General features: G+C 72.3%; 24 protein-coding genes and 4 pseudogenes. 13 read left to right on the top strand and 15 right to left on the bottom strand.

The features are described from left to right. Positions 1-171 precede the first annotated feature (171 nt). Positions 172-492 carry a hypothetical protein gene (locus tag DJ476_RS33750; protein WP_112492306.1) on the top strand — a complete coding sequence of 107 codons (321 nt, stop codon included), beginning with the start codon at positions 172-174 and terminating at the stop codon, positions 490-492. A 120-nt stretch (positions 493-612) separates the two neighbouring features. Here the strand turns inward: DJ476_RS33750 and DJ476_RS33745 are convergent, their stop codons facing one another. Beyond that, the gene (locus DJ476_RS33745) at positions 613-2166 is read right to left on the bottom strand and encodes a DUF4041 domain-containing protein (protein ID WP_112492305.1); all 1554 of its coding nucleotides are present in this window, start codon (positions 2164-2166) and stop codon (positions 613-615) included. Positions 2167-2575: 409 nt separating this feature from the next. Here DJ476_RS33745 and DJ476_RS33740 point away from each other — a divergent pair, with 409 nt between their 5' ends. Continuing rightward, positions 2576-2797: a hypothetical protein gene (locus DJ476_RS33740; RefSeq protein ID WP_070202894.1), complete on the top strand. Its 222-nt coding sequence runs from the start codon at positions 2576-2578 to the stop codon at positions 2795-2797. Beyond that, complete coding sequence (locus tag DJ476_RS33735) at positions 2790-3899, top strand: response regulator (protein WP_112492304.1); 1110 nt, start codon at positions 2790-2792, stop codon at positions 3897-3899. The genes DJ476_RS33740 and DJ476_RS33735 overlap by 8 nt, the downstream gene beginning before the upstream one ends. Before the next feature lie 22 nt (positions 3900-3921). Here DJ476_RS33735 and DJ476_RS36280 read toward each other — a convergent pair. Continuing rightward, positions 3922-4056 (bottom strand): annotated as a pseudogene (locus tag DJ476_RS36280) (DUF4097 family beta strand repeat-containing protein); the annotation flags it as partial. Positions 4057-4096: 40 nt separating this feature from the next. On the opposite strand from DJ476_RS36280, the gene DJ476_RS33725 reads away from it, so the two are divergent. Then, complete coding sequence (locus DJ476_RS33725) at positions 4097-4666, top strand: DoxX family membrane protein (RefSeq protein WP_103417087.1); 570 nt, start codon at positions 4097-4099, stop codon at positions 4664-4666. Between the two features lie 79 nt (positions 4667-4745). Here the strand turns inward: DJ476_RS33725 and DJ476_RS33720 are convergent, their stop codons facing one another. Next, complete coding sequence (locus DJ476_RS33720; protein WP_070202897.1) at positions 4746-5237, bottom strand: FBP domain-containing protein; 492 nt, start codon at positions 5235-5237, stop codon at positions 4746-4748. Positions 5238-5322: 85 nt separating this feature from the next. On the opposite strand from DJ476_RS33720, the gene DJ476_RS33715 reads away from it, so the two are divergent. Both DJ476_RS33715 and DJ476_RS33710 read left to right on the top strand, forming a co-directional pair. Next, positions 5323-5895, top strand: a complete 573-nt coding sequence (locus DJ476_RS33715; protein WP_112492303.1) for a TetR/AcrR family transcriptional regulator — start codon at positions 5323-5325, stop codon at positions 5893-5895. Positions 5896-6025: 130 nt separating this feature from the next. Then, a complete protein-coding gene (locus DJ476_RS33710; RefSeq protein WP_112492302.1) occupies positions 6026-7210 on the top strand; it encodes an SGNH/GDSL hydrolase family protein in 1185 nt (394 codons plus the stop codon). A gap of 55 nt (positions 7211-7265) precedes the next feature. On the opposite strand, the pseudogene DJ476_RS33705 reads toward DJ476_RS33710, so the two are convergent. From DJ476_RS33705 to DJ476_RS33690, 4 genes and pseudogenes are all read right to left on the bottom strand, one after another. Beyond that, positions 7266-7881, bottom strand: a pseudogene (locus tag DJ476_RS33705) (DUF998 domain-containing protein). A gap of 82 nt (positions 7882-7963) precedes the next feature. Continuing rightward, positions 7964-8197 (bottom strand): annotated as a pseudogene (locus DJ476_RS33700) (DoxX family protein); the annotation flags it as partial. Positions 8198-8259: 62 nt separating this feature from the next. Continuing rightward, positions 8260-8457: a ferredoxin gene (locus DJ476_RS33695; RefSeq protein ID WP_053562550.1), complete on the bottom strand. Its 198-nt coding sequence runs from the start codon at positions 8455-8457 to the stop codon at positions 8260-8262. A gap of 5 nt (positions 8458-8462) precedes the next feature. Next, positions 8463-9740, bottom strand: a complete 1278-nt coding sequence (locus tag DJ476_RS33690) for a cytochrome P450 (RefSeq protein ID WP_103417084.1) — start codon at positions 9738-9740, stop codon at positions 8463-8465. Between the two features lie 429 nt (positions 9741-10169). Between DJ476_RS33690 and DJ476_RS33685 the strand changes: the two genes are divergently transcribed. The 3 genes from DJ476_RS33685 to DJ476_RS33675 all read left to right on the top strand — a co-directional run bounded on the left by DJ476_RS33685 (position 10170) and on the right by DJ476_RS33675 (position 12532). Then, a complete protein-coding gene (locus DJ476_RS33685; RefSeq protein WP_112492301.1) occupies positions 10170-10706 on the top strand; it encodes a hypothetical protein in 537 nt (178 codons plus the stop codon). 86 nt (positions 10707-10792) lie between these two features. Next, positions 10793-11413 (top strand): RNA 2',3'-cyclic phosphodiesterase, encoded by a 621-nt coding sequence (gene thpR / locus DJ476_RS33680; RefSeq protein WP_112492699.1) that lies wholly within the window; start codon positions 10793-10795, stop codon positions 11411-11413. A 204-nt stretch (positions 11414-11617) separates the two neighbouring features. Beyond that, complete coding sequence (locus tag DJ476_RS33675) at positions 11618-12532, top strand: isocitrate lyase/PEP mutase family protein (RefSeq protein WP_112492300.1); 915 nt, start codon at positions 11618-11620, stop codon at positions 12530-12532. Here DJ476_RS33675 and DJ476_RS33670 read toward each other — a convergent pair. Genes DJ476_RS33670 through DJ476_RS33660 form a run of 3 tightly spaced genes read right to left on the bottom strand, consistent with a single transcriptional unit; the run spans position 12501 to position 14536 of the window. Further along, positions 12501-13349 carry a class I SAM-dependent methyltransferase gene (locus DJ476_RS33670; RefSeq protein WP_112492299.1) on the bottom strand — a complete coding sequence of 283 codons (849 nt, stop codon included), beginning with the start codon at positions 13347-13349 and terminating at the stop codon, positions 12501-12503. The genes DJ476_RS33675 and DJ476_RS33670 overlap by 32 nt on opposite strands. Beyond that, positions 13346-13972 (bottom strand): hypothetical protein, encoded by a 627-nt coding sequence (locus tag DJ476_RS33665; RefSeq protein ID WP_103417080.1) that lies wholly within the window; start codon positions 13970-13972, stop codon positions 13346-13348. The genes DJ476_RS33670 and DJ476_RS33665 overlap by 4 nt, the downstream gene beginning before the upstream one ends. A 45-nt stretch (positions 13973-14017) precedes the next feature. Then, the gene (locus DJ476_RS33660) at positions 14018-14536 is read right to left on the bottom strand and encodes a MarR family winged helix-turn-helix transcriptional regulator (RefSeq protein WP_112492298.1); all 519 of its coding nucleotides are present in this window, start codon (positions 14534-14536) and stop codon (positions 14018-14020) included. A 116-nt stretch (positions 14537-14652) separates the two neighbouring features. Here DJ476_RS33660 and DJ476_RS35920 point away from each other — a divergent pair. Beyond that, positions 14653-15062, top strand: a pseudogene (locus DJ476_RS35920) (Ohr family peroxiredoxin). Here DJ476_RS35920 and DJ476_RS35915 read toward each other — a convergent pair. Next, positions 15052-16581: an alpha/beta fold hydrolase gene (locus tag DJ476_RS35915; protein WP_318294842.1), complete on the bottom strand. Its 1530-nt coding sequence runs from the start codon at positions 16579-16581 to the stop codon at positions 15052-15054. The pseudogene DJ476_RS35920 and the gene DJ476_RS35915 sit on opposite strands and share 11 nt — an antisense overlap. Before the next feature lie 96 nt (positions 16582-16677). Between DJ476_RS35915 and DJ476_RS33650 the strand changes: the two genes are divergently transcribed. Then, a complete protein-coding gene (locus DJ476_RS33650) occupies positions 16678-17658 on the top strand; it encodes a MerR family transcriptional regulator (protein ID WP_112492296.1) in 981 nt (326 codons plus the stop codon). A gap of 92 nt (positions 17659-17750) precedes the next feature. Here DJ476_RS33650 and DJ476_RS33645 read toward each other — a convergent pair whose 3' ends face one another. Both DJ476_RS33645 and DJ476_RS33640 read right to left on the bottom strand, forming a co-directional pair. Next, a complete protein-coding gene (locus DJ476_RS33645) occupies positions 17751-18239 on the bottom strand; it encodes a DUF4430 domain-containing protein (protein ID WP_103417075.1) in 489 nt (162 codons plus the stop codon). 364 nt (positions 18240-18603) lie between these two features. Next, complete coding sequence (locus tag DJ476_RS33640) at positions 18604-19161, bottom strand: TetR/AcrR family transcriptional regulator (RefSeq protein WP_112492295.1); 558 nt, start codon at positions 19159-19161, stop codon at positions 18604-18606. Between the two features lie 258 nt (positions 19162-19419). On the opposite strand from DJ476_RS33640, the gene DJ476_RS33635 reads away from it, so the two are divergent. After that, positions 19420-21318, top strand: coding sequence for an RICIN domain-containing protein (locus DJ476_RS33635; protein WP_112492294.1), 1899 nt, complete (start codon positions 19420-19422; stop codon positions 21316-21318). Positions 21319-21395: 77 nt separating this feature from the next. Here DJ476_RS33635 and DJ476_RS36275 read toward each other — a convergent pair whose 3' ends face one another. Both DJ476_RS36275 and DJ476_RS33620 read right to left on the bottom strand, forming a co-directional pair. Next, on the bottom strand, positions 21396-21968 hold the full coding sequence (locus DJ476_RS36275) for a TetR/AcrR family transcriptional regulator (RefSeq protein WP_112492698.1): 573 nt from the start codon (positions 21966-21968) through the stop codon (positions 21396-21398). Between the two features lie 853 nt (positions 21969-22821). Continuing rightward, on the bottom strand, positions 22822-23940 hold the full coding sequence (locus tag DJ476_RS33620) for an NADH:flavin oxidoreductase/NADH oxidase (RefSeq protein ID WP_112492293.1): 1119 nt from the start codon (positions 23938-23940) through the stop codon (positions 22822-22824). Positions 23941-24095: 155 nt separating this feature from the next. On the opposite strand from DJ476_RS33620, the gene DJ476_RS33615 reads away from it, so the two are divergent. Then, positions 24096-24449: an ArsR/SmtB family transcription factor gene (locus DJ476_RS33615; protein ID WP_070202918.1), complete on the top strand. Its 354-nt coding sequence runs from the start codon at positions 24096-24098 to the stop codon at positions 24447-24449. Positions 24450-24456: the final 7 nt, after the last annotated feature.

Genomic DNA, 24456 nt, shown 5'->3' with positions numbered 1-24456 from the left:
GCTAAGTACTCGGGTCCGGGGCCGGTGCGGCGAGCGTGCGTGCGGATCGGCCCCCGCTCCGATCCGGAGTCACCTGAACCTCATCCGATTCCCGCTTCGGGAACCAACCCGTATCGACGCCACAGCGTCTGACTCCACGACGGACAACCGGCCGGTCATCAGGGAGAGCACGTGGCGCGCAAGGACAGGACGATGGACGCGGCAGCGGAGAAGGACCGCGAAAAGTGGATGGCTCGTTTCCAGGTGCGGCTGGCCATGCAGCCGGGCGTGGACCGGGCGGTCGTGCTCCAGGCGGTCAAGGAGGTCACGGCGCACTGCGCGGAGACGGGAGAGCACCCGCGGACCCACTTCGGTGATCCGGACGCCTACGCCGTCGAGGCCGCGGCGCGGCTGGTGCCGGCCGACCGGGCGGCCCGCGCGAAGCGGCACAACGGCGTGCTGAAGACCGTCGAGTCCGTCGTCAAGAAGATCAGGGACGTCCCCGGTCTGTGACCGGTCGGAGCGTACGGGGCCTGGCACAGCTTCCGGCACAGCTCCGTCCGCCGGGCTGCTCGGCAGCCCGGACGACCGGCCGAGCACCTGAGCCGGGTGACAGCGGCACTGCTCGATCCGTCAGCCCGTATTGCTGGCGCGCCACTCGAGCGCTTGCGGGGTTTCGCTGAACTCCACCAGGTGCTCTCCCGCGAAGCGTTCCAGTGCGGTGCGTACCTCGGCGGGGGTGACGTAGAAGAACTCCTTCCTGCTGTTGACGCGGTTGACGCGCCGGTCCGCGAATTCCTGGTGGAGGCGGGTTTCCAGGCCGACGGCGTCCTTGCTGAAGATCAGGGCGTGGACGTCGAAGCGGAAGGGGACGGCGGCGCCGCTGAGTTCGTAGACGCGGTCGAGGGGTTCGAGGCGGCGGGTCATGCCGATCTTGACGATGCTGTCCCCGAAGGCGCCGATGTTGGAGACGACGTAGACATAGCCGGTGCGGACGTTCGCGGCGCGGGCGTCGACGTCCTGGAGTGCCTGCTGGATCTCGGCGAGTTTGGCTTCCATGTCGCGTACTGCGTCGTGGTCGCCCTGAGCACGCATGCGTTCGATGGCGGCCTCGTAATGGTTGAGTTCCTTGTTCAGCTTGTCCCGTTCGCGGTCGAGTTCGCGCTGGGCGGCCGCCTCCTCGCGTTCGCGGGCCCTGGCCTCGCGCTGGGCTTCTTTCTCCTCGTCCTTCTTCTGCAGGAAGTCGGCGGTCAGCTGCAGTTCGCGGACGCGGGCGTCGTGGTAGGCGTCGGAGATGCGGATGTGCATGGTGGCGCCGAGCTTGGCGATGGTCTCCCGGCTCTTGTAGAGGCGGTCGATCAATGAGGTGAGGCGGTGGGGGCGCATGGTGCGGACGGCGTATTCGGCCTCCGCGTTGTAGGCGCGGAGCATCAGTTTGGAGAAGTCCCGGATCATCTTCCGGCCTTCGCGGGCGGAGCCGTTGACGGTCCAGTCGGTGGCGGCGAGAACCGCCTGGTTGTTGCGCGCGAGGTTCTTGATCTCGGCCTTGAGGGAGTCCAGGCGCGTGCGGTAGGCGACCGCGTCGTGGAGCTGGTGGTGGTAGGCGTAGATGCCTGCCTGCTGCAGGAGAACGGTCTCGTCGGTGATGACGAGCTGCGCACGCAGCGCGGTCAGGCGGCTTTCGGCCTGATAGATCTCACCGCGGTGCCGCTCCGCTTCCCTGCGGGTCTTCTCCGCGTCCTTGGCGACCTGCTTGGCCTCGCTCTTGACGTCTCTGACGGCTTGGCGGGCTTCCTCGACGATCGCCTCGGCCTGTTCCCGGGCCTGTGTCAGCAGCACGGCCGCCTCCTGGCGTGTGCGCCGCACCAGTCCGGCGACCTGGGCGGCGTCCGCGCCGTAGGCCTGGGCGATCCAGGCCCTCAGCTCTTCGAGCTCGCTCGTCCCATCGTGTCGCCGACGGCCGAACCAGCCCCGCTTCCGGCCGGCGGGAGCCGCGGGCGGAGGCGCGTACTGGTGGGGGACGGCAGCGGTCACCGAAGCGGCTTCGGGAGGGTCGGCCAGCCACAACTGCCAGCCCGGCGGAGGCGGTGGCCACGACGGGTCGGGCTGCCAGCCCTCCGAGGGAACCCAGCCCTCGGGCAACAGCCAGTTCGGCGGTGGATTGAACCGGAAACCGCTCGCGCTCACTCGTACGCTCCCCCACCCGGCCACCGTTCGGTGACCCGCCCTCAGCAACTCTCGCGATCATGCCGCGCAGCCTGCCGGGAGGACGGCCGATCACGGAGAACGGCGCAAAAGGCACCCTGGCAGGTCCACTTCGGACGCGTACGGCCCGTCGGCAGGCCCCGGGTGTTGCCGTCCAGTCTGCCAACGTTGCACGAGCACAACTGGCAACACGGTGCCGCCGGACGCCGCTGACCTGGGCGAACGACCGTGCACCGCTTCGCCGCGGCCGTGCGGCCCCGTTGCCACCACCGCGATCACGTAACGCAACGGCCGCGTCACACCTCATGCTGTGTCTCACCCCCCTGGCGGTCTGTCGGGCGGGGATGTCTCCCGGCCCTGCGGGGGCGGGACGGATGGAGAGGGGGAGGCCGTGGAACGGCCCTTACTGCCGCTGAGATCGGCCCTGGTGTTCCTCATGGCGGTGATCAGCGGCATGACGGCGGGGTGCCTGTGCTGGATCGCGGGGGAAGGCGTCGCGCGCGGTGTGCTCGCCGGGCTCGCCGTCGTCGGGCTGTCGGTCCCGTTCTTCGACCGCCTGATCGCCCCCGAAGCCGCCGGGGATCCCCGCGGGGAGGTTCGGGAGCATGGGTGAGCTGCGCCCTCTCGGAGAGGATCTGACGCAGGAGTCGCGGGCGCTCGCCCAGGCGTTGCGGGAGTTGTTCGAGGGTCTGGACGTGTCGGTACGCCGTTACGCGGCCAGGCACCGCCGCGACCCGGGCACGTTCTCCCGGTACCTCAACGGAACCCGTCTGCCTCCCTGGGAGGTGATCATGGGCATCATGACGGACCTCGCCGAGCACCGCGGCACGACCGTCACCCCGGAGGCCATCGAGTTCATCCGCGGCCTCCACGGGTCGGCCTTCGACTCCAGCTCCTCCCCCAAGCACGCGGTGGAGATCATCGAACAGCAGCTGGCCGACGCCGACCACGTCTCACGCCGTTCCAGCGTCCGCGGCGACATCCTGGGCGATGCCCTGCTGGAGCGCCAGAACCGCATCGCCAACCTGGAAGTGCGCCTCAGCCAGATGGAGGCGGCCCTCACCGCCGAGCGTGAGCGCGCCGGTCAGCTGGCGTCGGCTCACCCCGACGTATCGGAGCTGCGGGGGGAGCGCGACGTGCTGCGGCAGGAGGTGACGCGGCTGGGCAACGAGCTCCAGGCCGCCCACGAGCAGCGGGACGCCGCCGAGGCGCGCTGCGACCTGCTGGAGCGGCAGCTCGCCGCCGTCGAGCACCCGGCCGCCCTGCCGGCGGCGCCTCCGCTGCGGATGCCCAAGGTGCTCGTCGTGGACGACCAGCCCGACAACCTGCTGGCCATGACCGCCGTGCTGGAGACGCTGGACCAGGAGCTCGTCACCGTCTCCTCCGGCCGCGACGCCCTCAAGGCGCTGCTCCACCACGACGACTTCGCCGTCATCATCATGGACGTGCAGATGCCGGAGATGGACGGCTACGAGACCGCCGCCCACATCAAGCGCCGGCCACGGAACCGGGATGTGCCGATCATCTTCCTCACCGCGATGGGCGTCGACCCCGAGCACACCGCCCGCGGGTACGCGGCAGGCGCGGTGGACTACATCAGCAAGCCCTTCGACCCCTGGGCCCTGCGCGCCAAGGTCGCGGTCTTCACCGAGATCCACCTCGAACGCCGGATCGGCCCGTCGGAGGGAACCGCCTCCCGGCCGTCGTCGACGTAGGTACGGGTCACCGCTCGGCACGGTCGAGCCACGCGGCGGTGCCCTTACGGACGCCGACCTCGACGGCACCGTAGGAGGTCTCCAACCGGACGTCTCCCCGGGCCACTTCGGAAACGAGGAGAGCGCCGTGCGCCGCCGTGGCGGTGACCGATCCCCCCGGCGCGCGTACTCCCCGTCCGGCGGGGCAGCCGACCTTCATGACTGTTCTGCGCAAAGTCGCCCGGCCCCTGCTGGCCTCGATGTTCGTCAGCGGCGGATTCAACGCGGTGCGTGATCCCCAGCGCCTGGTCCCCGCCGCCGCGCCCGTGACCGATGTCCTCTCCTCGGCCGTCGCGCCGCGGACCTCCCTGCTGCCGGAGGATCCCGAGCGTCTCGTACGCCTCAACGGCGCCGTACAGCTCGGCGCCGGCCTCCTCCTGGCGCTGGGGCGGGCGCCTCGGCTCGCCTCGGCGGCCCTTGCCGCGACCCTCGTCCCGACGACCCTGGCGGCCCACCGGTACTGGACGATAGAGGACCCGGAGGAGCGGGCCGCCCAGCGGATCCATTTCCTCAAGAACGCGTCCCTGTTCGGCGGGCTCCTCATCGCCGCCGCCGACACCCACGGCAAGCCCTCGCTCGCTTACCGCACCCGCCGCGCCGCCGCTCACGCCTCCGACGCCGTCACCCACCAGGCGCATACGGCCGTCGACCGCGTCGGCGGCGCCACAGGTGGCGCGGTGGACAGCGTCGCGGGCGCCGTCGAAGCGGCTCGCAGGCGTCTGCCGTGAGCCCGGACCGTCGGCCGCCATCCCGCCCCTCCCGGCCGGACCGCCTCTGCGCCACCGCCGGTACCGCCCGGTCATGGGGTCACTCGGTCACCTTGGCGATGAAGGCGGACAGGTTCGCCACCGTCCGCCGGATCTTCTCCTCCAGGGTGAGCGACTCGTGCAGCCGCGCGCCGATCCCTGCGTCCTTCTTGCCCCGTACGTAGAGCGAGCAGGCCAGATCGCTGCACATGTAGGCGCCGACCGAGTTGCCCTGCTGGCCGGCCTTCCCGGACCGCGGGGCCACCAGCAGGGAGACGCCTCCGGTGTGGGTGGTCACGCACATCGAGCACATGCTGCGGCGCGTCTGCCAGGAACCCGCGTCCGAGGAACGCAGCTGGACACCGACCGGGCGGCCGTCCCAGGCCGCCACGAGATACGCCCGGCCGGGGGCCTGCGGGTCGCGCCAGCCCAGGAAGTCCAGGTCGTCCCAGGGCCGTTCGGCCAGGTCACGGGGGACGTGCAGACGCTTGGCCTCGCCCTTGGTGCAGTTCACGAACGCGGTACGGATCTCTTGCTCGGTCAGCGGTCTCATAACAGTCACGCTAGTTTGCCTAATAGGGTTAGGCAAACGTATATTTCCTTAGGTAATCATGGGGAAGTATTCGGATGGTGGTGGCATGGCGAAGGCAGGACCGGCCGCGGAGCGCGTGGTGAGGGCGGGGGCCGAGCTGGCGGACGAGATCGGGTTCGAGCAGGTGACCCCCTCCGCGCTGGCCCGGCAGCTGGGCGTCAGGACCGCGAGCCTGTACTCGCACGTCAAGAACGCCCACGACCTCAAGACGAAGATCGCGCTGCTCGCCCTGGAGGAGCTTGCCGACCGGGCCTCCGCCGCCCTCGCGGGACGGGCCGGCAAGGACGCCCTCAGCGCCTTCGCCGACGCCTACCGCGACTACGCCTTCCAGCACCCGGGGCGCTTCGCGGCAGCCCAGTTCCGGCTCGACGCCGACGCGGCCGCCGCCAGTGCCGGCGTACGGCATTCGCAGATGATGCGGGCCATCCTGCGCAGCTACGACCTGACGGAGGCGCAGCAGACACATGCCGTACGGCTGCTGGGCAGCGTCTTCAGCGGTTACGTCGGCCTGGAGGCGGCCGGCGGCTTCAGCCACAGCGCCCCCGCCTCCCAGGAGAGCTGGACCGAGATCCTCGGTGCGCTCGACGCCCTGCTGCGCAACTGGCCCTCTGCCGCCTGACCTCTCCGCCCTCGACCTCTCCGGAGCCCGGGCCTCTCCGAAGCCTCAGCTTCTCCCAAGCCTGGCCTCCGATTCCTGGCCTCCCAACCCTGCCTCCGGCCGGACGAACCCTCGCGAGGAGAACGCGACGATGAACACCCCGCACGAGTGGATCACCACCCCCATCGGCCCCGGCATCCTGCGCGGCGCCCTCGACCTGGAGCGCACCGACCGCGGCGTACTGCCCCACCGGCTGCCCGCCCACGCCCGGGCCCAGATACCCGACGGGCAACTGGCCATGGCCGAGGCGCAGCCCTCCGGGGTCCGGATGGCCTTCCGCAGCCGGGCCACCACCGTCGAGCTGGACGTGATCGCCACCAAACGCGTCTACCCCGGGGCGCCGCGCCGTCCCGACGGTGTGTACGAACTCCTCGTCGACGGCCGGCACGCGGGCCGGGCCAGTGCGCGCGACGGCGACACCCTCACCATCGACCTGGCCTCGGGCGCCTCGCACACCCGCCCGGGGCCCGTGGAAACCCTCCGCTTCGGCGGCCTGCCCGACGCCGAGAAGGGCATCGAGATCTGGTTGCCGCACGACGAGACCACCCAACTGGTCGCCCTGCGCACCGACGCACCCGTCCACACCCAGCAGCCCGGCGGCCGGCCGGTCTGGCTGCACCACGGCAGCTCCATCAGCCACGGCTCCAACGCCGCCACCCCCACCGGCACCTGGCCCGCCCTGGCCGCCGCTCACAGTGGAGCCGAACTGATCAACCTCGGGTTCAGCGGCAGTGCTCTGCTCGACCCCTTCACCGCCCGCACCCTCCGAAACACTCCCGCCGACCTCATCAGCATCAAGATCGGCATCAACCTGGTGAACACCGACCTCATGCGGCTGCGTGCCTTCGGCCCGGCCGTCCACGGCTTCCTCGACACCATCCGCGAAGGCCACCCCACCACGCCCCTGCTGGTCATCTCACCGATCCACTGCCCCATCCACGAACACACCCCCGGCCCCAGCGCCTACGACCTCGGCGCGATGAGCGAGGGACGGCTGCGGTTCACCGCCACCGGGGATCCGGCCGAGACCGCCGCCGGGAAGCTGACCCTCACCGTCATACGGGACGAACTCGCCCGGCTCGTCGACCGGCGGACCGCCACCGACCCCCACCTCCACCACCTCGACGGCCTCGACCTCTACGGCGAGGACGACCACGCCGACCTGCCGCTCCCCGACGACCTCCACCCCGACCCCGCCACCCACCGCCTCATCGCCGAACGCTTCGCCCGGCTCGCCTTCGGCCGCGGCGGCCCCTTCGCCGGCCGGAACCGCTGACTACGACGGCCCGGTCCCCACGGGGCAAGCCGGAGCCCGGCCCGCCACTCCCCCATCAGCCGCCGTCCCGCCCGTCACCGCCCCGCGAACCGACGCTCCGCCAGCAGGAGACCACCACCAGGAAGGGCCACAAAGCCTGAACGAACGTCACCACCCGCTCGGCCACGCCCGGCGCCCCCGCACTCTGCAACTCCGCCAGGAACCACAGCACCGTCACTCCCATCAGCGCACTCGCCCCCAGCGCCACATCCAGCCGCAGCCCCCACGGCACCGGCCCCCTCCCCCCGGGCAGCCGCCAGCGGAGGCCACACCGCCAGCAGCACGAGGCCCAGGGCAGCCACGGCCCCGTGCTCCAGCGCCCCGCCGCTGCTCGGCGCCGGCACCACCGTCAACGCCAGGGCGCACAGTCCGCCGCCGGCCAGAGCCACCCGCCCGGCCGGGGCCGCCTCCCGGAGCGCGTGTGCCGTGACCACGTAACAGGTGCCGAGCACCAGCAACATGCCCGTCATCAGCCAGTAGCTGGTGGCCCCGTAGGCCGCCAGCACGCTCGGGGTCTCCTTCGCGGGGTCGTACTCCGGGCCCTGCCGCTGCTGCGCGATCATCCAGGAACCGACCAGCAGCACCGGGGCACACCCGGAGGAGAGCAGGGCCCACCAAGGAGCAGATCGCATCAAAGCAACATAGATCACTCACGATTGTCTGTCGTCGATCCCTTCGCGGGCGGTCGGCGCGAGCCGGTACGGCCGGCGGTGCGATCTCGTAGTCCTTGGCGCGCACGTGCGTGACGACCGCGCCGATGAAGTACAGGACGACGCCGACGGCCGCGGCGGCTCCGATCACCGGCACACCGAGGCCGACCAGGAGCCCCGGGGCGCCCGCCGCCTTCAGCGAGGCGAGCCACGGGAACCAGGAGTCGGGGACACCGACCTTGCCCATCGAGGCCGTGATGGCCTCGTTGCGCGCGAACGTCAGGACGGCCGAGGCGCCGAGGGCGAGGAGGACGCCTGGAGCCGCATGCGCGGACTCCGCGCCCCCTCACCCCGTACCGGTCAGTCGGCGGACAGGGCCACCGCCCCCACCGGGCAGGCCCGTACGGCCTCCCCCACCAAGGGATGCCCTCCAGCGGTCTCCGCGCGGCCCGGGAGCACCTCGCTGAGGCCGTCGTCGTCCTGCGTGAACACGTCCGGCGCGGTCAGCGCGCACATGCCCGCCCCCACGCAGCGTTCCCTGTCGACCTGGACGCCCATGCCGCTCACCAGGCCACGGGCAGTTCGAGCATGCCCTGGATCGTGTCCCCCGGTTTATGGGGGATCTCCTGCGCGGGTACGGCGAGCCGGAGGCCCGGCAGCCGCTCGAAGAGCGTGCGCATCGCGATGTCGAGTTCCGCGCGGGCCAGGTTCTGCCCCAGGCACTGGTGTACGCCGAAGCCGAAGGCCAGATGGTGACGGGCCGGGCGGTCCCAGTCCAGCGTTTCGGGCTGCGGGAACACGCCGTCGTCGCGGTTGATGAGCGAGGTCGAGAAGACCACGCCTTCGCCCTTGCGGATCGTCACCCCGGCGTCCGGCACCTCGATGTCCTCGGTCGCCAGTCGCTGCAGGCCGTCGGCGATGGAGAGGAACCGCAGCAGTTCCTCGACCGCCACGGCCGTCGTCGTCCCGCCGGCCCGCAGCGCCGCGAGCTGTTCGGGGTGGCGCAGCAGGGTGAAGGTGCCGAGCGAGATCATGTTCGCCGTCGTCTCGTGCCCCGCGATGAGCAGGATCACGGCGAACGAGACCAGTTCCTCGCGGTCGACCGGTCCGCCGGGGTGGTCGCGGTGGATCAGCTCGTCGAGGAGGCCGTCGCCCGGTTCCGTACGCTTGCGGTCGATCAGCGCGCCGAGGTACTCCTCGAGTTCGTCGAGGGCCCTGTCCACGTCGGCCGCGCCGGGGCCGCGCAGGAGCCGCCGCGAGCGCTCCTCGAAGAACTCGTGGTCGGCGTACGGCACTCCGAGCAGGGAGCAGATCACCATCGACGGCACCGGCAGGGCGAACGCGCTCACCAGCTCGGCCGGTGGCCCCTGGCGCTCCATCGCGTCGAGCAGCCGGTCCACGGTCTCCTGGATGCGGGGGCGGAGAGCGTTGATCCGCTTCACGGAGAAGGCCGGGATGAGCATTCTGCGCTGGGTGTTGTGCTCGGGGTCGTCGACGCCGAGCAGGGCCACGCGGCGCCGGTTGGCGTTGGCGAAGCGCGGGGCCGGGGCGGGGAAGTCCGGGTGGGTGCGGTCGGTGGAGAGCCGTGGATCGGCCAGCAGCCGGCGGGCCAGGGCGTGTCCGGTGACCGCCCAGACCGGGCGCCCGTCGAAGAGGGCGACCCTGCTGAGCGGTCGGCCCTCACGCAGCGGCGCGTACCCGGCGGGCGGGTGGTACGGGCAACCGCGGTCCTGCGGGAAGGGTGTCGCGAGGGTCGGGTCGATGGCGGTCGCGGTGGCAGCGGCGGGGGCGGTGGAGTCGAGGGCCTGGCGGGTCGTCGGGTCTGTCGTGGATTCCGTCATGGGGTCGGGTCGCCTCGCAGTGCTCGGTCGTGTGCGCGGAGCCGATCGTTCCGCGCCTCGACACCATTGGATGCCTCAGGCACCTATCTGGTCGACAGGTAGACCGGCCAGCTCAGCAGGGCCGTTGGACTGGCCGGTGTCTTTCGTACACGTTCGAACCGCGTCGCATCCGCTCAGTTCCGGGCGTGCCCATGGTCCGCCGCCGGGCAGGAGACCGGGGCGCCCGCGGCCTGAACCGTGCGCGAACACGGGGCCGGAATCATGCCGTCTCGGCTGCTGCCGCGCACTCCCGTGGTTCGGGGTGGCATCGGGCCCGGCGAGGGGGCGCGCCGCACGGTCGGCCGTTCCGTGCGGGGTGCGTACGCAGGTCCACAGCCACTCCCCTGCCCGCCTCGGGGCGCTCCCGGGACCCGTGCTTGGATACCGCCCATGGACGACCTCACCCGTATGTGGATCAGCACCATCCCGGCCCTCGACCCGCAGAGCCGGGAAGTGATCCTCGACCTCGACCAGGCGTCGGCCGATCCGGCCGAGCGCATGGCCTGCCTGCTGCTGAACCGGGGGCACGAGGGGGAGGACGGGGTCTTCTACCTGCTGCCCGACGATCTGGCCGCACGGTACGAACGCACCGGTGACCGGCTCACCGTCATCGTCTCGGCGCACCGGGACGTCCTCGCTCACGATCTCGCTGCGCACGGGCAGGAGTTGCTCGGCGCCCTGGACAACCTGCCTCTCGTTGCTTCCGACGGTGGCGAGCATGTCGTTCTTCTGCGGCGGGAGATCAGCACCGGCTTCGTGCCCGCCGAGCAGGACGGTGAGCCGCAGCCCGTCCTGCTCGTCGACCACGTCGGCGGGCCGGTCGGTCCGGCCGAACTGTCCCGCCTGTTCGAGAGCGGCGAGGCGAGCATCGCGGTCGTCAACGCCACCTGGAGCCCGCGGGGGGCCGCGCAGCGCACGAGTTCCTGACGCGGTTCCTCCCTGGTGACGGCGCCTCCCGGTCGTCCGCTCCCCCGCGTTGCGACGGGAGCGTGGTCGACACGTACCGTACGCAGGTGAACGAACTGCCCGACGCCATGACCGGACCCGCCGTGGACGAGCGTGAACAGGCCGCCACGATCCGCGTGTTCCTGGCGCTCGCCCCGCCCGACGATGCCAAGGACGAGCTGGAGCGGGCCCTGCGTCCCGCCTATGCGGCCCACCCCCGCCTGCGGTGGAACCGGATCGAGGACTGGCACATCACCCTGGCGTTCCTCGGTGAACTTCCCCTGGCCGCCGTCCCGCCCCTGATGTCCCCGCTCTCCGGGCTGGCTGCGCGACGTCGGCCCCTGCGGCTGGCGCTACGCGGCGGTGGGCACTTCGACGAGCGGGTCCTGTGGAGCGGGATCGACGGGGACCTGGAAGGGCTGCACCGGCTCGCCACCGACGTACGTGAGCTGGTCCGGGCCTGCGGTGTCTCCTTCCCCGAGCGGCCGCTGCGGCCTCATCTGACGCTGGCCCGCTCCCGCCGGGGTGACCGGGGCGGGGCGGTGGAGATCGCCGCGGGGCTCGCCTCGTTCTCGGGCCGGGCCTGGGAGGCCGAGCGGCTGCATCTGGTGGGCAGCAACATCGGCCGGGGTCCGGGGCCGATCCACTATCGAGACATCGAGGCCTGGCGTTTCGGTCACGCGGCCTGACGATCGGTGCCCCGCCTGGCAAGACACCGCGTGTCGCCGCGCGTTGAGCGTGTCCGGGCCGGTACATGTAGGCGAGCACCCGCGAATCGATCATGGTTTTCGCGGGTGCGCACACCGTCGCGGGGTGCGGCCCTCGCCGTCCTTCCGTGCGCGAACCGCCCCCGCCACCACACGCGGTTCACGGCCGCACGCGAGGAGAAGGACATGCGCTACGGAAGCGCGCTGCGCGAGCAGATCCACCTGCCCGGGACCACCCCGCTCGTCGGTATCTACGACATGTACTCGGCGTCGGTCGCCGCCCGGCACTACGACGGGTTCTTCGTCTCCGGTTTCGGTTTCGCCGCCTCCCACTACGGGCTGCCGGACATCGGCTTCATCGCCTGGCCGGACATGGTCGCCTTCGTCGAGCGGCTCCGGCTCGCCTTCTCCTCGCACCATCTGCTGGTCGACATCGACGACGGGTACGTCGACCAGGAGGTGGCGTGCCATGTGGTGCAGCGGCTGGAGCGGACCGGGGCCTCCGCCGTCATCCTGGAGGACCAGCGGCGGCCGCGCCGGTGCGGCCACGCGGACGGCAAGACGGTACTGCCGCTGGAGGAGTACCTCGACAAGCTGAACCTCGTTCTGGAGACCCGGCAGGACCTGGTCGTCGTGGCCCGCACCGACGCCACCGAGGAGGCGGACATCCTGCGCCGGGCCCAGGCCCTCGCGGAGACCGACGCGGATGTGGTGCTGGTCGACGGTGTGCGGGACGTCGAGTGGATCCGCCGTATTCGCAAGGTCATCGACGACAAGCCTCTGCCCTTCAACCAGATGGCGGGCGGCAAGTCGCCACGGCTCTCGCTCTCCGAACTCACCGATCTGGAATGCCAGCTGGCGATCTACAGCACCCCCTGTCTCTTTGCTGCGCATGCCGCCATCGACAGCGCGCTCAGTGAACTGAAGGAGGCCGACGGGCGGTTGCCGGACTTCACGCCCGGCACGTCGATCGGTGTACGGGCGTCGACCGCTCTGCTGGAGCGGAACATCAGCCGGCACCACCTGCCCGGCCCCCGGGCCACCCCCGCCGCCCGGAGCGGTGAAGGCGTCAGCGCCGGTGGGACACCGCCAGCTCGATGAGGTACCGCTTGGTGACCGTGCCGCCGTAACCTCCCTCGATCAGCGCTTCGACGCATCCCAGCAGCCCGTTCCTGGCGGCGTCCGGGAGGGCTCGGTGGCCGGAGAAGGTCCGCAGCAGCTCCAGATAGCCGGAGGTGGTGAAGGTGAGGTCCTGCTCGTAGCGGCGCAGGGCCGTGGGGCCGAACCGGCCGCTGTCCGCGACCTCCCGCAGGTGGTCCGATCCGTCGACGTCGGCCGCCGCCGGGGGTCTCAGCCCGGGTGGGGTCCGTGGGTCGAAGCGCTCGTAGCAGCGCTGGACCTCGACGAAGAACTCCTCGGTGCCGCCCCGCACATGCTGGCCGCGCACCACGGCGAGCGCCCCGCCCGGACGCAGTGCGTCGGCGGCCCTGGCCATCCGTACCGCCGGGTCGATCCAGTGGAAGGCCGTCGCCGAGACCAGCACGTCGTACGGTTCGCCCGGCAGTGGCCAGTCCTCGAAGCGCGCCGTCACCACCTCCGCCTCCGCCGGGCCGAAGCCGGCCCCGGCCAGGTTGCGGCGGGCGATCGCGGCCATGCGGGGGCCCGCGTCGACGGCGGTGACACGGCAGCCTCGTGCGGCCAGCGGCACCGTCGCCCGGCCGGTCCCGCAGCCCACCTCCAGGACGCGACTGCCGGGCCCGGCACCGGCCAGCCGCCCGAGATCCTCGTACAGCTCCGGCGGATATCCGGGCCTGGCCCGGTCGTACAGCTCCGCGTCCTCGTCGAAGGTGCGGGCCAGATGCTCCCGCCGGGGCTCCTCCGGGTGGTCGTCGCGCCGGGGCGGGGGCCCGCCGGTCATGCGGGGTCCTGCCGCGCCGGACGGGCATGGGCCAGGAGGAACTCGGTCGCCCGCGCGATGGCCTCGGCCGATGTGCCGTACGCGGCCTCGGACTCCTCCTCCCGCCGGTCCGCCGCCGTGGCCGTGTACCACCAGGCATCCGCGCCCGGGTCGTGGTGGATGACAGCGGAACCGCCCGCGTAGTCGAGCGGGATGGACTCGTCGGCGGGCCTCTTCACCACCGCGTGCGGCCATTTGAGGCGGGCGGACTGGCGTTTGATGCCGCCCCAGGCCGCGCCCAGCTGCGTGTAGCTCGCCCCGCCGCGCCCGGCCGCGGTGGCCGCGCTCTCGGCCAGCCGGTCGACGGAGCGCCTGGCCTCGTACAGCGAACGCAGCAGCGCCAGTTGCAGGTCGGGGGCGGCCATGAGCGCGGCATCGAAAGGCTCACCGGCGGTGCGGTAGGCGTGGGCACGCGTCGATATCCGCTCGGCCAGGGCGCGGGCCGCGTCGAGCACCTTCCCGTCCATCTCGAACGTGTCGTCGTCGCCGGGCTCGCTCCATGCGGGCTCCACCGGTGCCATGACCACGGACCAGAAGTTCTCGTCGTGGCGGGCCGGGGTGGGGATGACCGTCGCTTCATCCATGCGACAAGCTTAACTGTCATCCATGGGTAATGACAAGAGAAACTGTCAGACTTTCGGAGATTCGGCCGGAGCGTCGGCCGCCTCCCCCAGGGCGGCCGTGAGGCGGCCGAGCGTCTCCTGCAGCGCGAGCACCTCCCCGACCGACAGGCCGGTCGCCGCGAGCACGCCCCGGGGGATCGACAGCGCGCGCTCGCGCAGCCGCACTCCGTCGTCCGTCAGTTCGACGACCACGGAACGCTCGTCCTGGCGGCTGCGCTCGCGCCGGACCAGTCCCGCCGCCTCCAGCCGCTTCAGCAGGGGCGAGAGGGTCCCGGAATCCAGGTGGAGGCGCTCGCCGATCGCCTTGACGGGCCGGGGGTCGTCCTCCCACAGGACCAGCATGACCAGGTACTGGGGGTAGGTGAGGCCGAGATCCTTGAGCGCCTGCCGGTAGAAGCCGCCGAACGCGCGCGACGCGGCATGCAGCGAGAAGCAGACCTGGTGGTCCAGTCGCAGCAGCTCCGCGTCGGGCACGGCGGCGAGGTCGGGCGAGGGGGCAGGGGCAGGAGCGGATGTCGGCGTCATGGGTCCAGCGTACCGCCGACCACACCATTAAGTTGTGCACAACTTAATGGTGTGCAACTATTTCTTCCGTGACCGCGGGCGATCCGTTCGCGGTACCGACGAAGGAGGGTCACCCCATGGACGCGCTGTACACCGCCGCCGCCACCGCCAACGGCCGCGAGGGCCGGGCCGTCAGCTCGGACGGTCAGCTCGATCTGCCGCTCGCCCTGCCCCCGGCCCTCGGCGGCAACGGCAAGGGCACCAACCCCGAGCAGCTCTTCGCGGCCGGGTACGCGGCCTGTTTCGCCAGTGCGATGGCGGCGGTCGCCCGCGAGATGAAGGTCGACACCAAGGACGTCTCCGTGACCTCGGAGGTCTCCATCGGCAAGGACGGCGACGGCTTCGGCCTCGCGGTCGTGATGCGCGTGGAGCTGCCGGACTCCCTCACCGGTGAGGTCGGGCAGCGGCTGGTCGAGGCCACCCACGCCTACTGCCCCTACTCCAAGGCCACCCGGGGAACATCGACGTCGAGCTGGTCATCGAGTAATCGGGCCGCCGCGCTCCAGGCGCGCCAGTACCGCCGTGACCGCGCGGTGCACGGCCTCGCGGGACTCGGCCGTCCGGTCGAGGGTCTCGAAGCCGTGGCGGCCGGCCGGTACGTCGACCACCTCGACGTCGGCCCCGCCGCGTGCGGCCGCGGTCAGGAACTCCTCGACGGTCGCGGCGATCTCGGGCATCTCGCGCCCCGCCCGGACCAGCACGATCGGGAGTCTCCCCGCGTGAGCGATCGCCCGTACCGGCCGGAACCGGGCGTCGGTCACTCCCCAGCTCGGCAGCGGGGCGAGAACGGGGTAGTTGAGGGCCAGGCAGCGCAGCCAGGGCGGGGGCGCGGCCAGCCAGTCGGCGGTGAGCGGGCCGCCGCCGGAGAAGAACCACAGGGCCACCCGGTCGCCGTCCACCCGCGGATCGGCCCGCACCCGTTCCACCGCGTCGGCCACGTCCTCGGCGGCCCGCCCGTAGTCGGTCACGGCGTGCAGGCGGTGGTCGAGTACGGCGCTCACGGCCCCGCGCCCGGCGACGTACCGCGCGTACCCCGTCAGGGTCGGCCAGTCCCGGGGCGTCGGCCGTGCGCCGGCGGGTACGGGGCCGCCGTGGACGAACACCACGGCCGGGTGCGGTCCCGGTCCTTCGGGCAGGTACAGGTCGGTGTTCCCGGTCCGTTCGCGGGGCCGTTCGGGGACGTCGAGGAGGAACGGCCGCAGATGCGGGGGCGGGCCGTCGGTGCCGGGGGCCTTCAGCCGGTGGCCTCCGCCTGCGGCCGCCTCGGTCAGGACACCGGCCAGCTCGGCGGGGCAGGAGAGCATCGGCCAGTGGCCCGTGGGGAGTTCGAAGAAGGTCACCCGGGGGTCGGCCAGGGCCTGGAGGGCGGGTTCGCCCATGTCCACCATCAGCTGGACCAGTTCGATGCCCGGTCCGTTGCCGGTGCACAGCACCCCGGTCACGGGCACGTCCGCCACCGCGCCGGTGAGCCGCAGCGGCTGGAGCAGGGTGCCCAGCGGCTGCGGGGCGGCGAGGGCGGTGAGTCCGTCCAGCGCCGCTTCGGAGAGCCCTGCCGTACTCCCCCACCGGGACCAGCCGTCCCGCGCGGGCGGCGGCAGTTCACCGGCGGTCCGCCCTCCCCCGGCGAGTTCCTCGCGCAGACGCTGATCCGGTACGGCGGCCAGGGCGGGTACGCCGTCCCTCGGCATCCCCGAGTCCAGGTGGACGATCCGGGCGACCACCTCCGCCCGGCGGTCGGCCGCGCCCAGCACCGGGTGGATGCCGTAGTCATGGCCGACCAGCACGACGTCGCCCCTGCCCTGGGCCGCCACCTGGTCAATCACCGCGAGGACGTCCGCGATATGGGTCTCCAGGTCGACGGCCTCCACCGGACCGCCCGTGCCCTTGCCGAGTCCGGTGAGCGCCACCGTACGGACGTCCGCGCCTCCCGCCACCAGATACGCGGCCGTGTCCCGCCATACGTGCGGTCCGGTGAACGCCCCGGCCACCAGGATGAATACGGTCATGGTTCCTCCTCGTCAGGCACTTCCGTGCGCGCACCGGCCCGGCTGGTCCGGCAGCGCTCGCCGGTACCGTAGGAACTCCTCTTGGGGGAGGTTCAAGTGTTCTCGTCGCGCGACGGTCTCTGCACGATCGGTGAGCTGGCCGGGTACGCGGGGGTCAGCGTCAAGACCGTCCGCTTCTACTCGGACGGCGGGCTGCTGCCGGAGGCGTCCCGCAGTGCGGGCGGGCACCGCAGATACGGGCCGGAGGCCGTGGAGCGGCTGGCCCTGATCCGGTCGCTGCGGGGGCTCGGCCTGCCGGTGGCGGAAGTGCGCCGGATCCTCGACGAGCAGGACGCCGGGGGTCCGGGGGATGTGCTGGAGGGTGCCGTCGCCGGGCGGCTGCGGACGCTCGGCGCGGAGCTGAGGGCGCTGCGCTGGCGTGAGGCGGCGCTCATGCTCGTACGGGACTGTCCGCCGGCCGAACGCGCCGCCCGGCTGCGGCTGGTCGGGGCGGTGGCCGAGGCGCCGAGCACCGCCCCGCTGGTCCGGTTCTGGCGTGCCTGGCTGCCCGCGCGGATGCCCGCCCGGTCCGTCGGGGCGTTCCTGGAGGTGGCGGTAACGCAGCCGCCGGAGGACCCCCGGCCCGCGCAGGTGCTCGCCTTCGCCCGGCTGAACGCCTTCGTGTCCCGGTCGTGCGACGGCAGGGGTGGCCCCTGTCAGCCCGGCGCGCACGAGGCGGCGGGGGCGCGCGAGTCGGCCGTGCTGTACGCGGGGCTCGCCACGGCGTACGACCTGGCGGGCGAGGAGCTGCGGCGGGGTGGGGTGCCCCGTCCCGGGGAGGCGCTGGACGGCTTCGTGGACGCGTACGCGAGTACGTACGGCATCCGCGATACTCCGTCGTTCCGCCGCCGGCTCGTCGGGCAGCTCGCGGTCGATCCGCGTATCGACCGGTACTGGGAGCTGACCGCCGAGGTGCTCGGAGCCCCGGACGGGCCTCCGGAGCCGACGCCCGGGTCGGCCCACGACTGGCTCCTGGAAGCGCTCGGCGCGCAGGTGTCGGCCGTGTTCGGGGAAGCCGCCGCGCCCGGGGCGCGCTGAGGTCGGCGTGATGCCAGGTCGGAGGACTCCGCGCCGCGAGGAGGGTCGCGGCGCGGAGGTGGCTCAGGTGTCGGGCGGGCGCCAGTTGGCCGCTAGAACGCGGTCCAGGTGAAGGCGACCTTGTCCCCGGCGTTCAGCTTGAACTGGCAGCCCCCGACCGGGATCGACGTGCCGTTGACGGCGATGTTCCAGTAGGCGACGCCACCGCCGCTGACGTTCTTTATGGTGTCGACCGAGTAGTCGTCGAACGAGGCGTACCAGGTGCCGTCCCAGGTGAAGTGTCTTTTCTTGGCGGCGTCGTCCAGGGCCGCGGTGGGCGTGGGAACGGCGCTCGGGTTCGCGCCGCCGTTGGTGCCGTCGCAGCGGTGCGTGCCGCCGGTGGCGGTGGTGACGTCATGCCCCTTGGTCTTGATCTTTCCCTTGAAGAGGAGCCCGTCCGGCCCCTTCACGGTGACCGTCACCTTCACCGGGGCGTTCGTGGAGGCCGTGGCCTGCGGCTGGGCCACGGCGGGGGCGGAGGCGAGAGCGAGGCCGAGGGCGGCCGTGACGACGAGGGTGCGGCGGGCGGATGTCAGATGCACGGGCGTGCCTTCCGGTACGGGGCGGCCTGCCGTGCCGCGCCGTGGACTGCCGTCCACGGCGCGTCCCGTCCGTGCGTCGCACGGCGTACGCGCAGCGGGGCGCCGCCGCGGGGCTTCGCACTGCAGACCATGACAGGGGAAGCGGTACGCGTCACGCGCCGGGCTGTCCGACTCGCGGCCCGAGCGGCCGCACACGGTTGCAGGTCAGCGCCGGATTCCCACCGGCTTCCCCCAGTCACGCACGCATTCAGTTGTCGCTCCGGATCACCGAAGCCCTCGCATGCTACGGCCAGTTAACCGTGCGCGGCCGGGGAATGCCCCAATACGCCGGTGGGCGGCGACCCTCTTCCCGTGCCCCTGCCCGTCAGCGGAGGGAAGGGGGGCCGAAGCACTCGGGGGCCAGGGTGGCGAGGAGGGAGGTGACCACCAGGTCCGTCGAGGCGGCCATGTCCACGGAGTCGGGTGACAGCAGCCACTGGACCTGGAGGCCGTCCATGACCGCGATGATGGCGTTGGCCGCGTCCCGGGTGGTGCCCGCCCGGTCGGCGGGGAGGTCGCATGCCTCGTGCAGGGCGTCGGCCACGAAGGCCCGCAGGCCGTCATAGCGGTCGCGGAAGTACTCCTGGGCGGGGTGGTCGTCGGTGACGGACTCCGCCGAGAGGACCGCGTACAGCCTCACGATCCCTTCGCGTTCGGCGTTGCGGAGCGCGGTGTTCACCAGGTGACGGAGGAACTCCAGCCCCTGCGGGCGGTCGGGGCCGAGCTGTTCGATGTCGGCCCGGTCGCGGAGTTCGAGGACGCTGGTCAGGAGCAGCGCCTTGGAGCGGAAGTAGTGCAGGACGCCCGCCTGGGTGAGGCCGACACGGTCCGCGATCTCCGCCAGCGAGGCGTTGTTGTAGCCGCGGGCGGCGAAGGTGTCCATGGCGATGGCCAGGATGTCCTGCTGCCGCTGCTGGGCTTCGGGGCTGCGCGGCGTACGGGGCCGCGCGGGACGGCGTGCCGGTCTGCCCACTGACTGGTTGCTCACCGGATCAGCTTAAGCCCGCCCCGGACGGCTCTTCGGGAGCCGTTCGCCTACTACTTACTAACCACTTAGTGGGTGTGGTTTCATGCCGTTGCCCCTCCGCTTCACGTCGTTGCCCCCTCATGCGTACGCGTACCGACCGAAGGAGAGCCGCACATGTCCCACCCCCGTCCCCCACGTCCGAGAGCACGCGCGGCCGTCGCCGCACTCGCCCTGGCCCTCACCGGGCTCGGCGCCGACGCCACCGTCACCACCGCCCGGGCCGCCGACCCGGTCGCACAGGTCTGGGTCACCACCGCCGACGGCGGCAAGAGGCTCGCCGCCGAAGGGAACGTTCCGTTCAACGGCACCCCGCAGGGCGTCGACATCCGTATCGACGCGGGCAGCAAGGGCCAGAGGTTCACCGGTGCGGGCGCCTCCGTGACCGGCGCCTCCGCCCAGCTCGTCCAGGGCCTTCCCCAGGCGCAGCGCACCACGCTGCTGCGGTCGCTCTTCTCCGCGGAGGGGGACGGCATCGGGCTCAACTATCTGCGGCAGCCGCTGGGCAGCACCGACTTCGACGCGAACTCCGACGCGTACACCTACGAGGACACCCGGGGTTCCTTCTCCATCGACCGGGACCGGGCGCGGATCATCCCGGTCCTGAAGCAGGCCACCGCGATCAACCCGGCCATCCGGTTCATGGGCTCCCCGTGGTCTCCCCCGGCCTGGATGAAGACGAACAACTCCCTCAACGGGGGCAGTCTGCGGACCGAGCACCACCAGGCGTACGCCGACTATCTGGTGAAGGCGATCAGGGCATACGGGCAGGAGGGGATCACCCTCACCGACCTCACCGCGCAGAACGAGCCGGAGTTCGCGACCAGTTACCCGTCGATGAGCATGACCGCCGCTCAGCAGGCGGACTTCTTCCGGGTGCTGGACCGTGCGCTCACCGCCGCGAACCTGCCGACCAACCTCCTGGCGTACGACCACAACTGGGACCATCCGAACTATCCGCTGGACGTCTTCGCCCGGACGGGCGGCATCCAGCGCGTCATCGGCGCGGCCTTCCACTGCTACGGCGGAGCCCCGTCGGCGCAGCAGCAGATCGTGAGCGCGGGGAAGCGGGTCTTCTTCACCGAGTGCTCCGGCACCGACAGCGCGAACCCCGCCACGACCTTCGGTGACACCCTCAGGTGGCACGCGGAGAACCTCGTCGTCCAGAACATGCGCAACGGCGGCGAGACGGTCATCAACTGGAACCTGGCCCTGGACCGGAACGGCGGCCCCCACCAAGGGCACTGCGGCAACCGGTGCAACGGCATCGTCGAGATCGCGGACGGGCAGGTGAACCGGAACGCGGAGTTCTACGTCCTGGGGCACGTCACCAAGTTCATCAGGCCCGGCGCGTCCCGGATCGGCTCCACCAGCCAGGGTGCCGGGGGTGTGCAGAACGTGGCGTTCCAGAACCCGGACGGGACCCGTGCGGCCGTCGTCGTCAACACGGCTTCCGGTGCTCAGCGGTTCTCCCTGACGGACAACGGGAGGTCCCTGGCGTACACCCTGCCCGCCGGGGCAGTCGCCACCTTCACCTGGAGCGGGGACGGCGGTACGGGCGAGCCTCCGGCCGGCTCCATCGACCCGGCCGCCTGGTACCGGGTCCAGAACACCAACAGCGGGGCCTGCCTGGATGCCGCCGACTGGGGTACGGGGGACGGCACCGCGCTCCAGCAGTGGGCGTGCGGCACCGGGGCCAACCAGGGCTGGCAGTTCCGGCCGACGAGCGGTGGCCACTACCAGGTGGTGAACCGGCACAACGGCAAGGTCTGGGACGTGGACGGCGGGGCCGGGGCGACCGGCGACGGCACCCGGGTCCATCTGTGGTCCTACGTCGGCTCCACCAACCAGCAGTGGCGGCCGGAGGCCCTGGCCACGAGCGGCCGGTACCGCTTCGTCGCCCGGCACAGCGGCAAGTGCCTCACCGTCGACGACTCCTCCACCGCCGACGGGGCGCGGCTCTCCCAGCAGCCGTGCAGCGGGTCCGCCGCCCAGTCGTTCGCGCTGACCGGCTGACCGTGCCTTCCCCAGGGCCCCGCCGCATCCGGCGGGGCCCGCTCCATGCCCTCTGCTCCATGCCGTCCGCGGACGGCTCAGCCGCGGATCGCCGTCAGCAGCCGGGCGCAGCGCGCGGCCATGTCCGCGGCCGACTCGTCCGGGTGCGAGGTCCACCAGCCGACCAGCGCGCCGACCGTTCCGGTCCACACGTGCTTCAGCGCGTCGGCGTCCAGCGGGTCGTCGTTGCCGTGGCCGCGCAGGAGGTCCGCCGTGCCGGAGGCGGCGAGTTCGTCGATGGTCCGGCGGTGCCGGTGTGCGGCGGTGTGCAGGTCGGTGCCGGGCCTCAGTGTCCGGTCGTACAGCACGAACCAGGCGCCCCGCTGCCCCTCCAGGACGCCGAAGACGGCGCTCAGCACGCGGTACGGGGTTTCCGCCGCGGGCCGCTCCGGTGCCATCGCCTCCTCGATCGCGGTGAAGAGCCGGGGCGCGACGCGTTCCAGGCAGGCGAGGTAGAGCCCGTCCTTGGAGCCGAAGTAGGTGTACAGCATCGGCTTGGTGACCCCGACGCGGCGGGCGATCTCGGCCATCGACGCCGATGCGTGGCCGTGGCGGCCGAACTCGTCCATGGCGGCGGCGAGGATCTGTTCCTCGCGGCGGGCGCGGGGCATGCCCTTGGTCCCGGCGCCGCCGGGCGGGCGGGAACCGTCGGCGGGACGGGCGGCGGTGGCTGGGCCCGAGGCGGCGGATGCGGGGTCGATGCCGGTCGGTGAGGTCTCGGCGAGGGTGGCCAGCTGGTCCAGGAGGCGGCGGACCGCGCGGCCGCTCTGTTCGAGGGCGCGGTCCCTGCGCCCCGCCCCGGCCGGGCGTTCCGCCGGTGGTACGGCCGACAGCCGCAGCCGGGCCCCGACCTCGCGCAGCCGTTCCGGTGGTACGCCGCCGGGGGCGGTCCCGCGGGCCGCCTCGTCGAGGGCGCGGGCGATGCGTTCCCGGTAGGGGGTGGCGGGCGGGTCGGGCAGCAGGAGTTCGAGGGCCGTGAGGAGCAGGATGCCGATGGTCAGGCCGGACAGCCGCTGGCCGAGCGTGTCGGGGGCGTACGGCGGGAAGCAGGCGAGGATGTAGAAGAGCTGGAGGCCTGGTCCGACGCCTGCGGGGCGGGGGCCGCCGACGGCGGCGAACGCCAGCAGGAAGCCGACGACGAGCATGCCGCCCACAGCCGCCCAGGTGTCGACCGCGAGCAGGGTGCCCAGGGTCGCCAGGGCCAGGGCCGGGGGGAGCGCGCGCACCATGACGGAGGCGCGCTGGCGGCCGGAGCCGGGGATGGGCGAGAGCAGGCCGACGGCGATGGGGGCGAAGAGGGCGTACAGCGCCATGACCGGGAGTCCGGCGCCGTACAGCAGCGGGTAGAACCCGGCGCCCGCCGCGACGGCGACCCGGACGGCCCGGCGGACGATGGTCGCCCTCTCCTGCCCGGTGGGGAGCACATCCGCCATTGTCGGCCCGCGCGGGGCCGTCCGCCCGGTGTCAGGACTTGGCGGTGAGGCGGCGGGCCACCGCGTAGCCGTACGGGGCGGGCCAGCGGGGCTCCGCGCCGAGGGCGGCGGCGGCGTGGTGGGCCCAGTGCGGGTCGCGCAGCAGCTGGCGGCCGAGCATGACGGCGTCGGCCTGCCCGGAGGCGACGATCTCCTCGGCCTGGGCGGGCTCCAGGATCAGGCCCACGGCGGAGGTGGGGGTTCCGGTGGCCTGCCGGACCTGTTCGGCGAAGGGCACCTGGTAGCCGGGGCGGGCGGTGATCCGGGCGTCGGGGACAAGGCCGCCGGAGGAGACGTCGAGGAGGTCGACGCCGTGGGCGGTCAGCTCCTTGGCGAGGCGGACGGTGTCGTCGCCGGTCCAGCCCTCGCGCGGGTCCTCGGGGTTCTCGGTCAGCCAGTCGGTGGCGGAGGTGCGGAAGAGGACGGGGAGGTCGTCGGGCCAGACCGCGCGGACGGCGTCGACCACCTGGAGCGGGAAGCGCACCCGGTTCTCCCAGCTGCCGCCGTAGGTGTCGGTGCGGTGGTTGGCGGCCGGGGAGAGGAAGGAGTTGATGAGGTAGCCGTGGGCGCCGTGGATCTCGATGACGCGGAATCCGGCGGCGAGGGCGCGTTCGGCGGTCGCGGCGAAGTCCCCTACCAGCTGCTGGATCTCGTCCCCGGTCAGCTCGTGCGGGACGGGCAGGCCGTCGAAGACGACGGGGCTGGGGGCGACGGCGCCCCAGCCGCCCGCGCTCCCGGGGACGGGGCCGTCGCCGATCCAGGGCCGTTCGGTGGAGGCCTTGCGCCCGGCGTGGGCGATCTGGATGCCGGGGACCGTTCCGTGGGAGGTGATCGCTGCGGCGATGCGGGCGAAGGCATCCTGCTGGCGGTCGTTCCACAGGCCCAGGTCCCAGGGGGTGATCCGGCCGTCCGGGCGTACGCCGGTGGCCTCGGCCATCACGAGGCCCGCGCCCCCGGCGGCGCGGGCGGCCAGATGGGTGAGGTGGAAGTCGGTCGGCGCCCCGGCCTCGGGCCCCTCGGCGGCCGCCGAGTACATGCACATCGGGGACATCCACACGCGGTTGGGGATCTCCAGGGACCGCAGGGTCAGGGGCGTGAACAGGGCACTCACGGGATGTCTCCTCGGGGTCGGGCGCGGGGCCGGGCGCCCTGCCGGCCAGGAGGGGCGGCGGCGCCATGCCCCGTACGAAATCCTCGTAGTACGGTAGTTGTCAAACTACGATGATTGTCGTACTTTCAGGATCCGTCGGACCTCGAGGAGGCTCCATGTCCCCCACCGAACCCGCGGTCACGTCCGGGCGCCCGCTCGCCCATCCGTCCGTGGCGGAGATCGGCCTGGAGGGTGTGCTGCGGGCGCTGGCCGATCCCGTCCGGCTGCGGATCGTCCGGGGGCTGGCGGACGGACACCCGGACATGGCGTGCGTCGCGTTCGACCTCCCGGTGAGCAAGTCGACCACCACCCACCACTTCAAGGTGCTGCGCGAGGCGGGCGTCATCCACCAGCACTACGAGGGGACCTCCCGCCTGAGCCGGCTGCGGGAGGCCGATCTGGAGGCACGATTCCCGGGCCTGCTGGCGGCCGTCCTGGAGGCGGCGCGGCGGACCGCCCCCGGCGCCTGAGCGTGCG

The sequence above is a fragment of the Streptomyces bacillaris genome (genome assembly GCF_003268675.1).
Classification (GTDB): Bacteria; Actinomycetota; Actinomycetes; order Streptomycetales; family Streptomycetaceae; genus Streptomyces; species Streptomyces bacillaris.
This window is presented reverse-complemented; position numbering and strand designations above follow the sequence as displayed.

What these genes read in the sequence shown, in the direction of transcription:
- DJ476_RS33725 (WP_103417087.1), top strand. Translation starts at nt 4,097, where the DNA reads ATGACTGTTCTGCGCAAAGTCGCCCGGCCCCTGCTGGCCTCGATGTTC.
- DJ476_RS35915 (WP_318294842.1), bottom strand. Translation starts at nt 16,581, where the DNA reads ATGACCGTATTCATCCTGGTGGCCGGGGCGTTCACCGGACCGCACGTA.
- DJ476_RS33660 (WP_112492298.1), bottom strand. Translation starts at nt 14,536, where the DNA reads ATGACGCCGACATCCGCTCCTGCCCCTGCCCCCTCGCCCGACCTCGCC.
- DJ476_RS33635 (WP_112492294.1), top strand. Translation starts at nt 19,420, where the DNA reads ATGTCCCACCCCCGTCCCCCACGTCCGAGAGCACGCGCGGCCGTCGCC.
- DJ476_RS33690 (WP_103417084.1), bottom strand. Translation starts at nt 9,740, where the DNA reads ATGACGGAATCCACGACAGACCCGACGACCCGCCAGGCCCTCGACTCC.
- DJ476_RS36275 (WP_112492698.1), bottom strand. Translation starts at nt 21,968, where the DNA reads ATGCCCCGCGCCCGCCGCGAGGAACAGATCCTCGCCGCCGCCATGGAC.
- DJ476_RS33710 (WP_112492302.1), top strand. Translation starts at nt 6,026, where the DNA reads ATGAACACCCCGCACGAGTGGATCACCACCCCCATCGGCCCCGGCATC.
- DJ476_RS33675 (WP_112492300.1), top strand. Translation starts at nt 11,618, where the DNA reads ATGCGCTACGGAAGCGCGCTGCGCGAGCAGATCCACCTGCCCGGGACC.
- DJ476_RS33735 (WP_112492304.1), top strand. Translation starts at nt 2,790, where the DNA reads ATGGGTGAGCTGCGCCCTCTCGGAGAGGATCTGACGCAGGAGTCGCGG.
- DJ476_RS33615 (WP_070202918.1), top strand. Translation starts at nt 24,096, where the DNA reads ATGTCCCCCACCGAACCCGCGGTCACGTCCGGGCGCCCGCTCGCCCAT.
- DJ476_RS33665 (WP_103417080.1), bottom strand. Translation starts at nt 13,972, where the DNA reads ATGGATGAAGCGACGGTCATCCCCACCCCGGCCCGCCACGACGAGAAC.
- DJ476_RS33720 (WP_070202897.1), bottom strand. Translation starts at nt 5,237, where the DNA reads ATGAGACCGCTGACCGAGCAAGAGATCCGTACCGCGTTCGTGAACTGC.
- DJ476_RS33695 (WP_053562550.1), bottom strand. Translation starts at nt 8,457, where the DNA reads ATGGGCGTCCAGGTCGACAGGGAACGCTGCGTGGGGGCGGGCATGTGC.
- DJ476_RS33715 (WP_112492303.1), top strand. Translation starts at nt 5,323, where the DNA reads ATGGCGAAGGCAGGACCGGCCGCGGAGCGCGTGGTGAGGGCGGGGGCC.
- DJ476_RS33670 (WP_112492299.1), bottom strand. Translation starts at nt 13,349, where the DNA reads ATGACCGGCGGGCCCCCGCCCCGGCGCGACGACCACCCGGAGGAGCCC.
- DJ476_RS33640 (WP_112492295.1), bottom strand. Translation starts at nt 19,161, where the DNA reads ATGGACACCTTCGCCGCCCGCGGCTACAACAACGCCTCGCTGGCGGAG.
- DJ476_RS33685 (WP_112492301.1), top strand. Translation starts at nt 10,170, where the DNA reads ATGGACGACCTCACCCGTATGTGGATCAGCACCATCCCGGCCCTCGAC.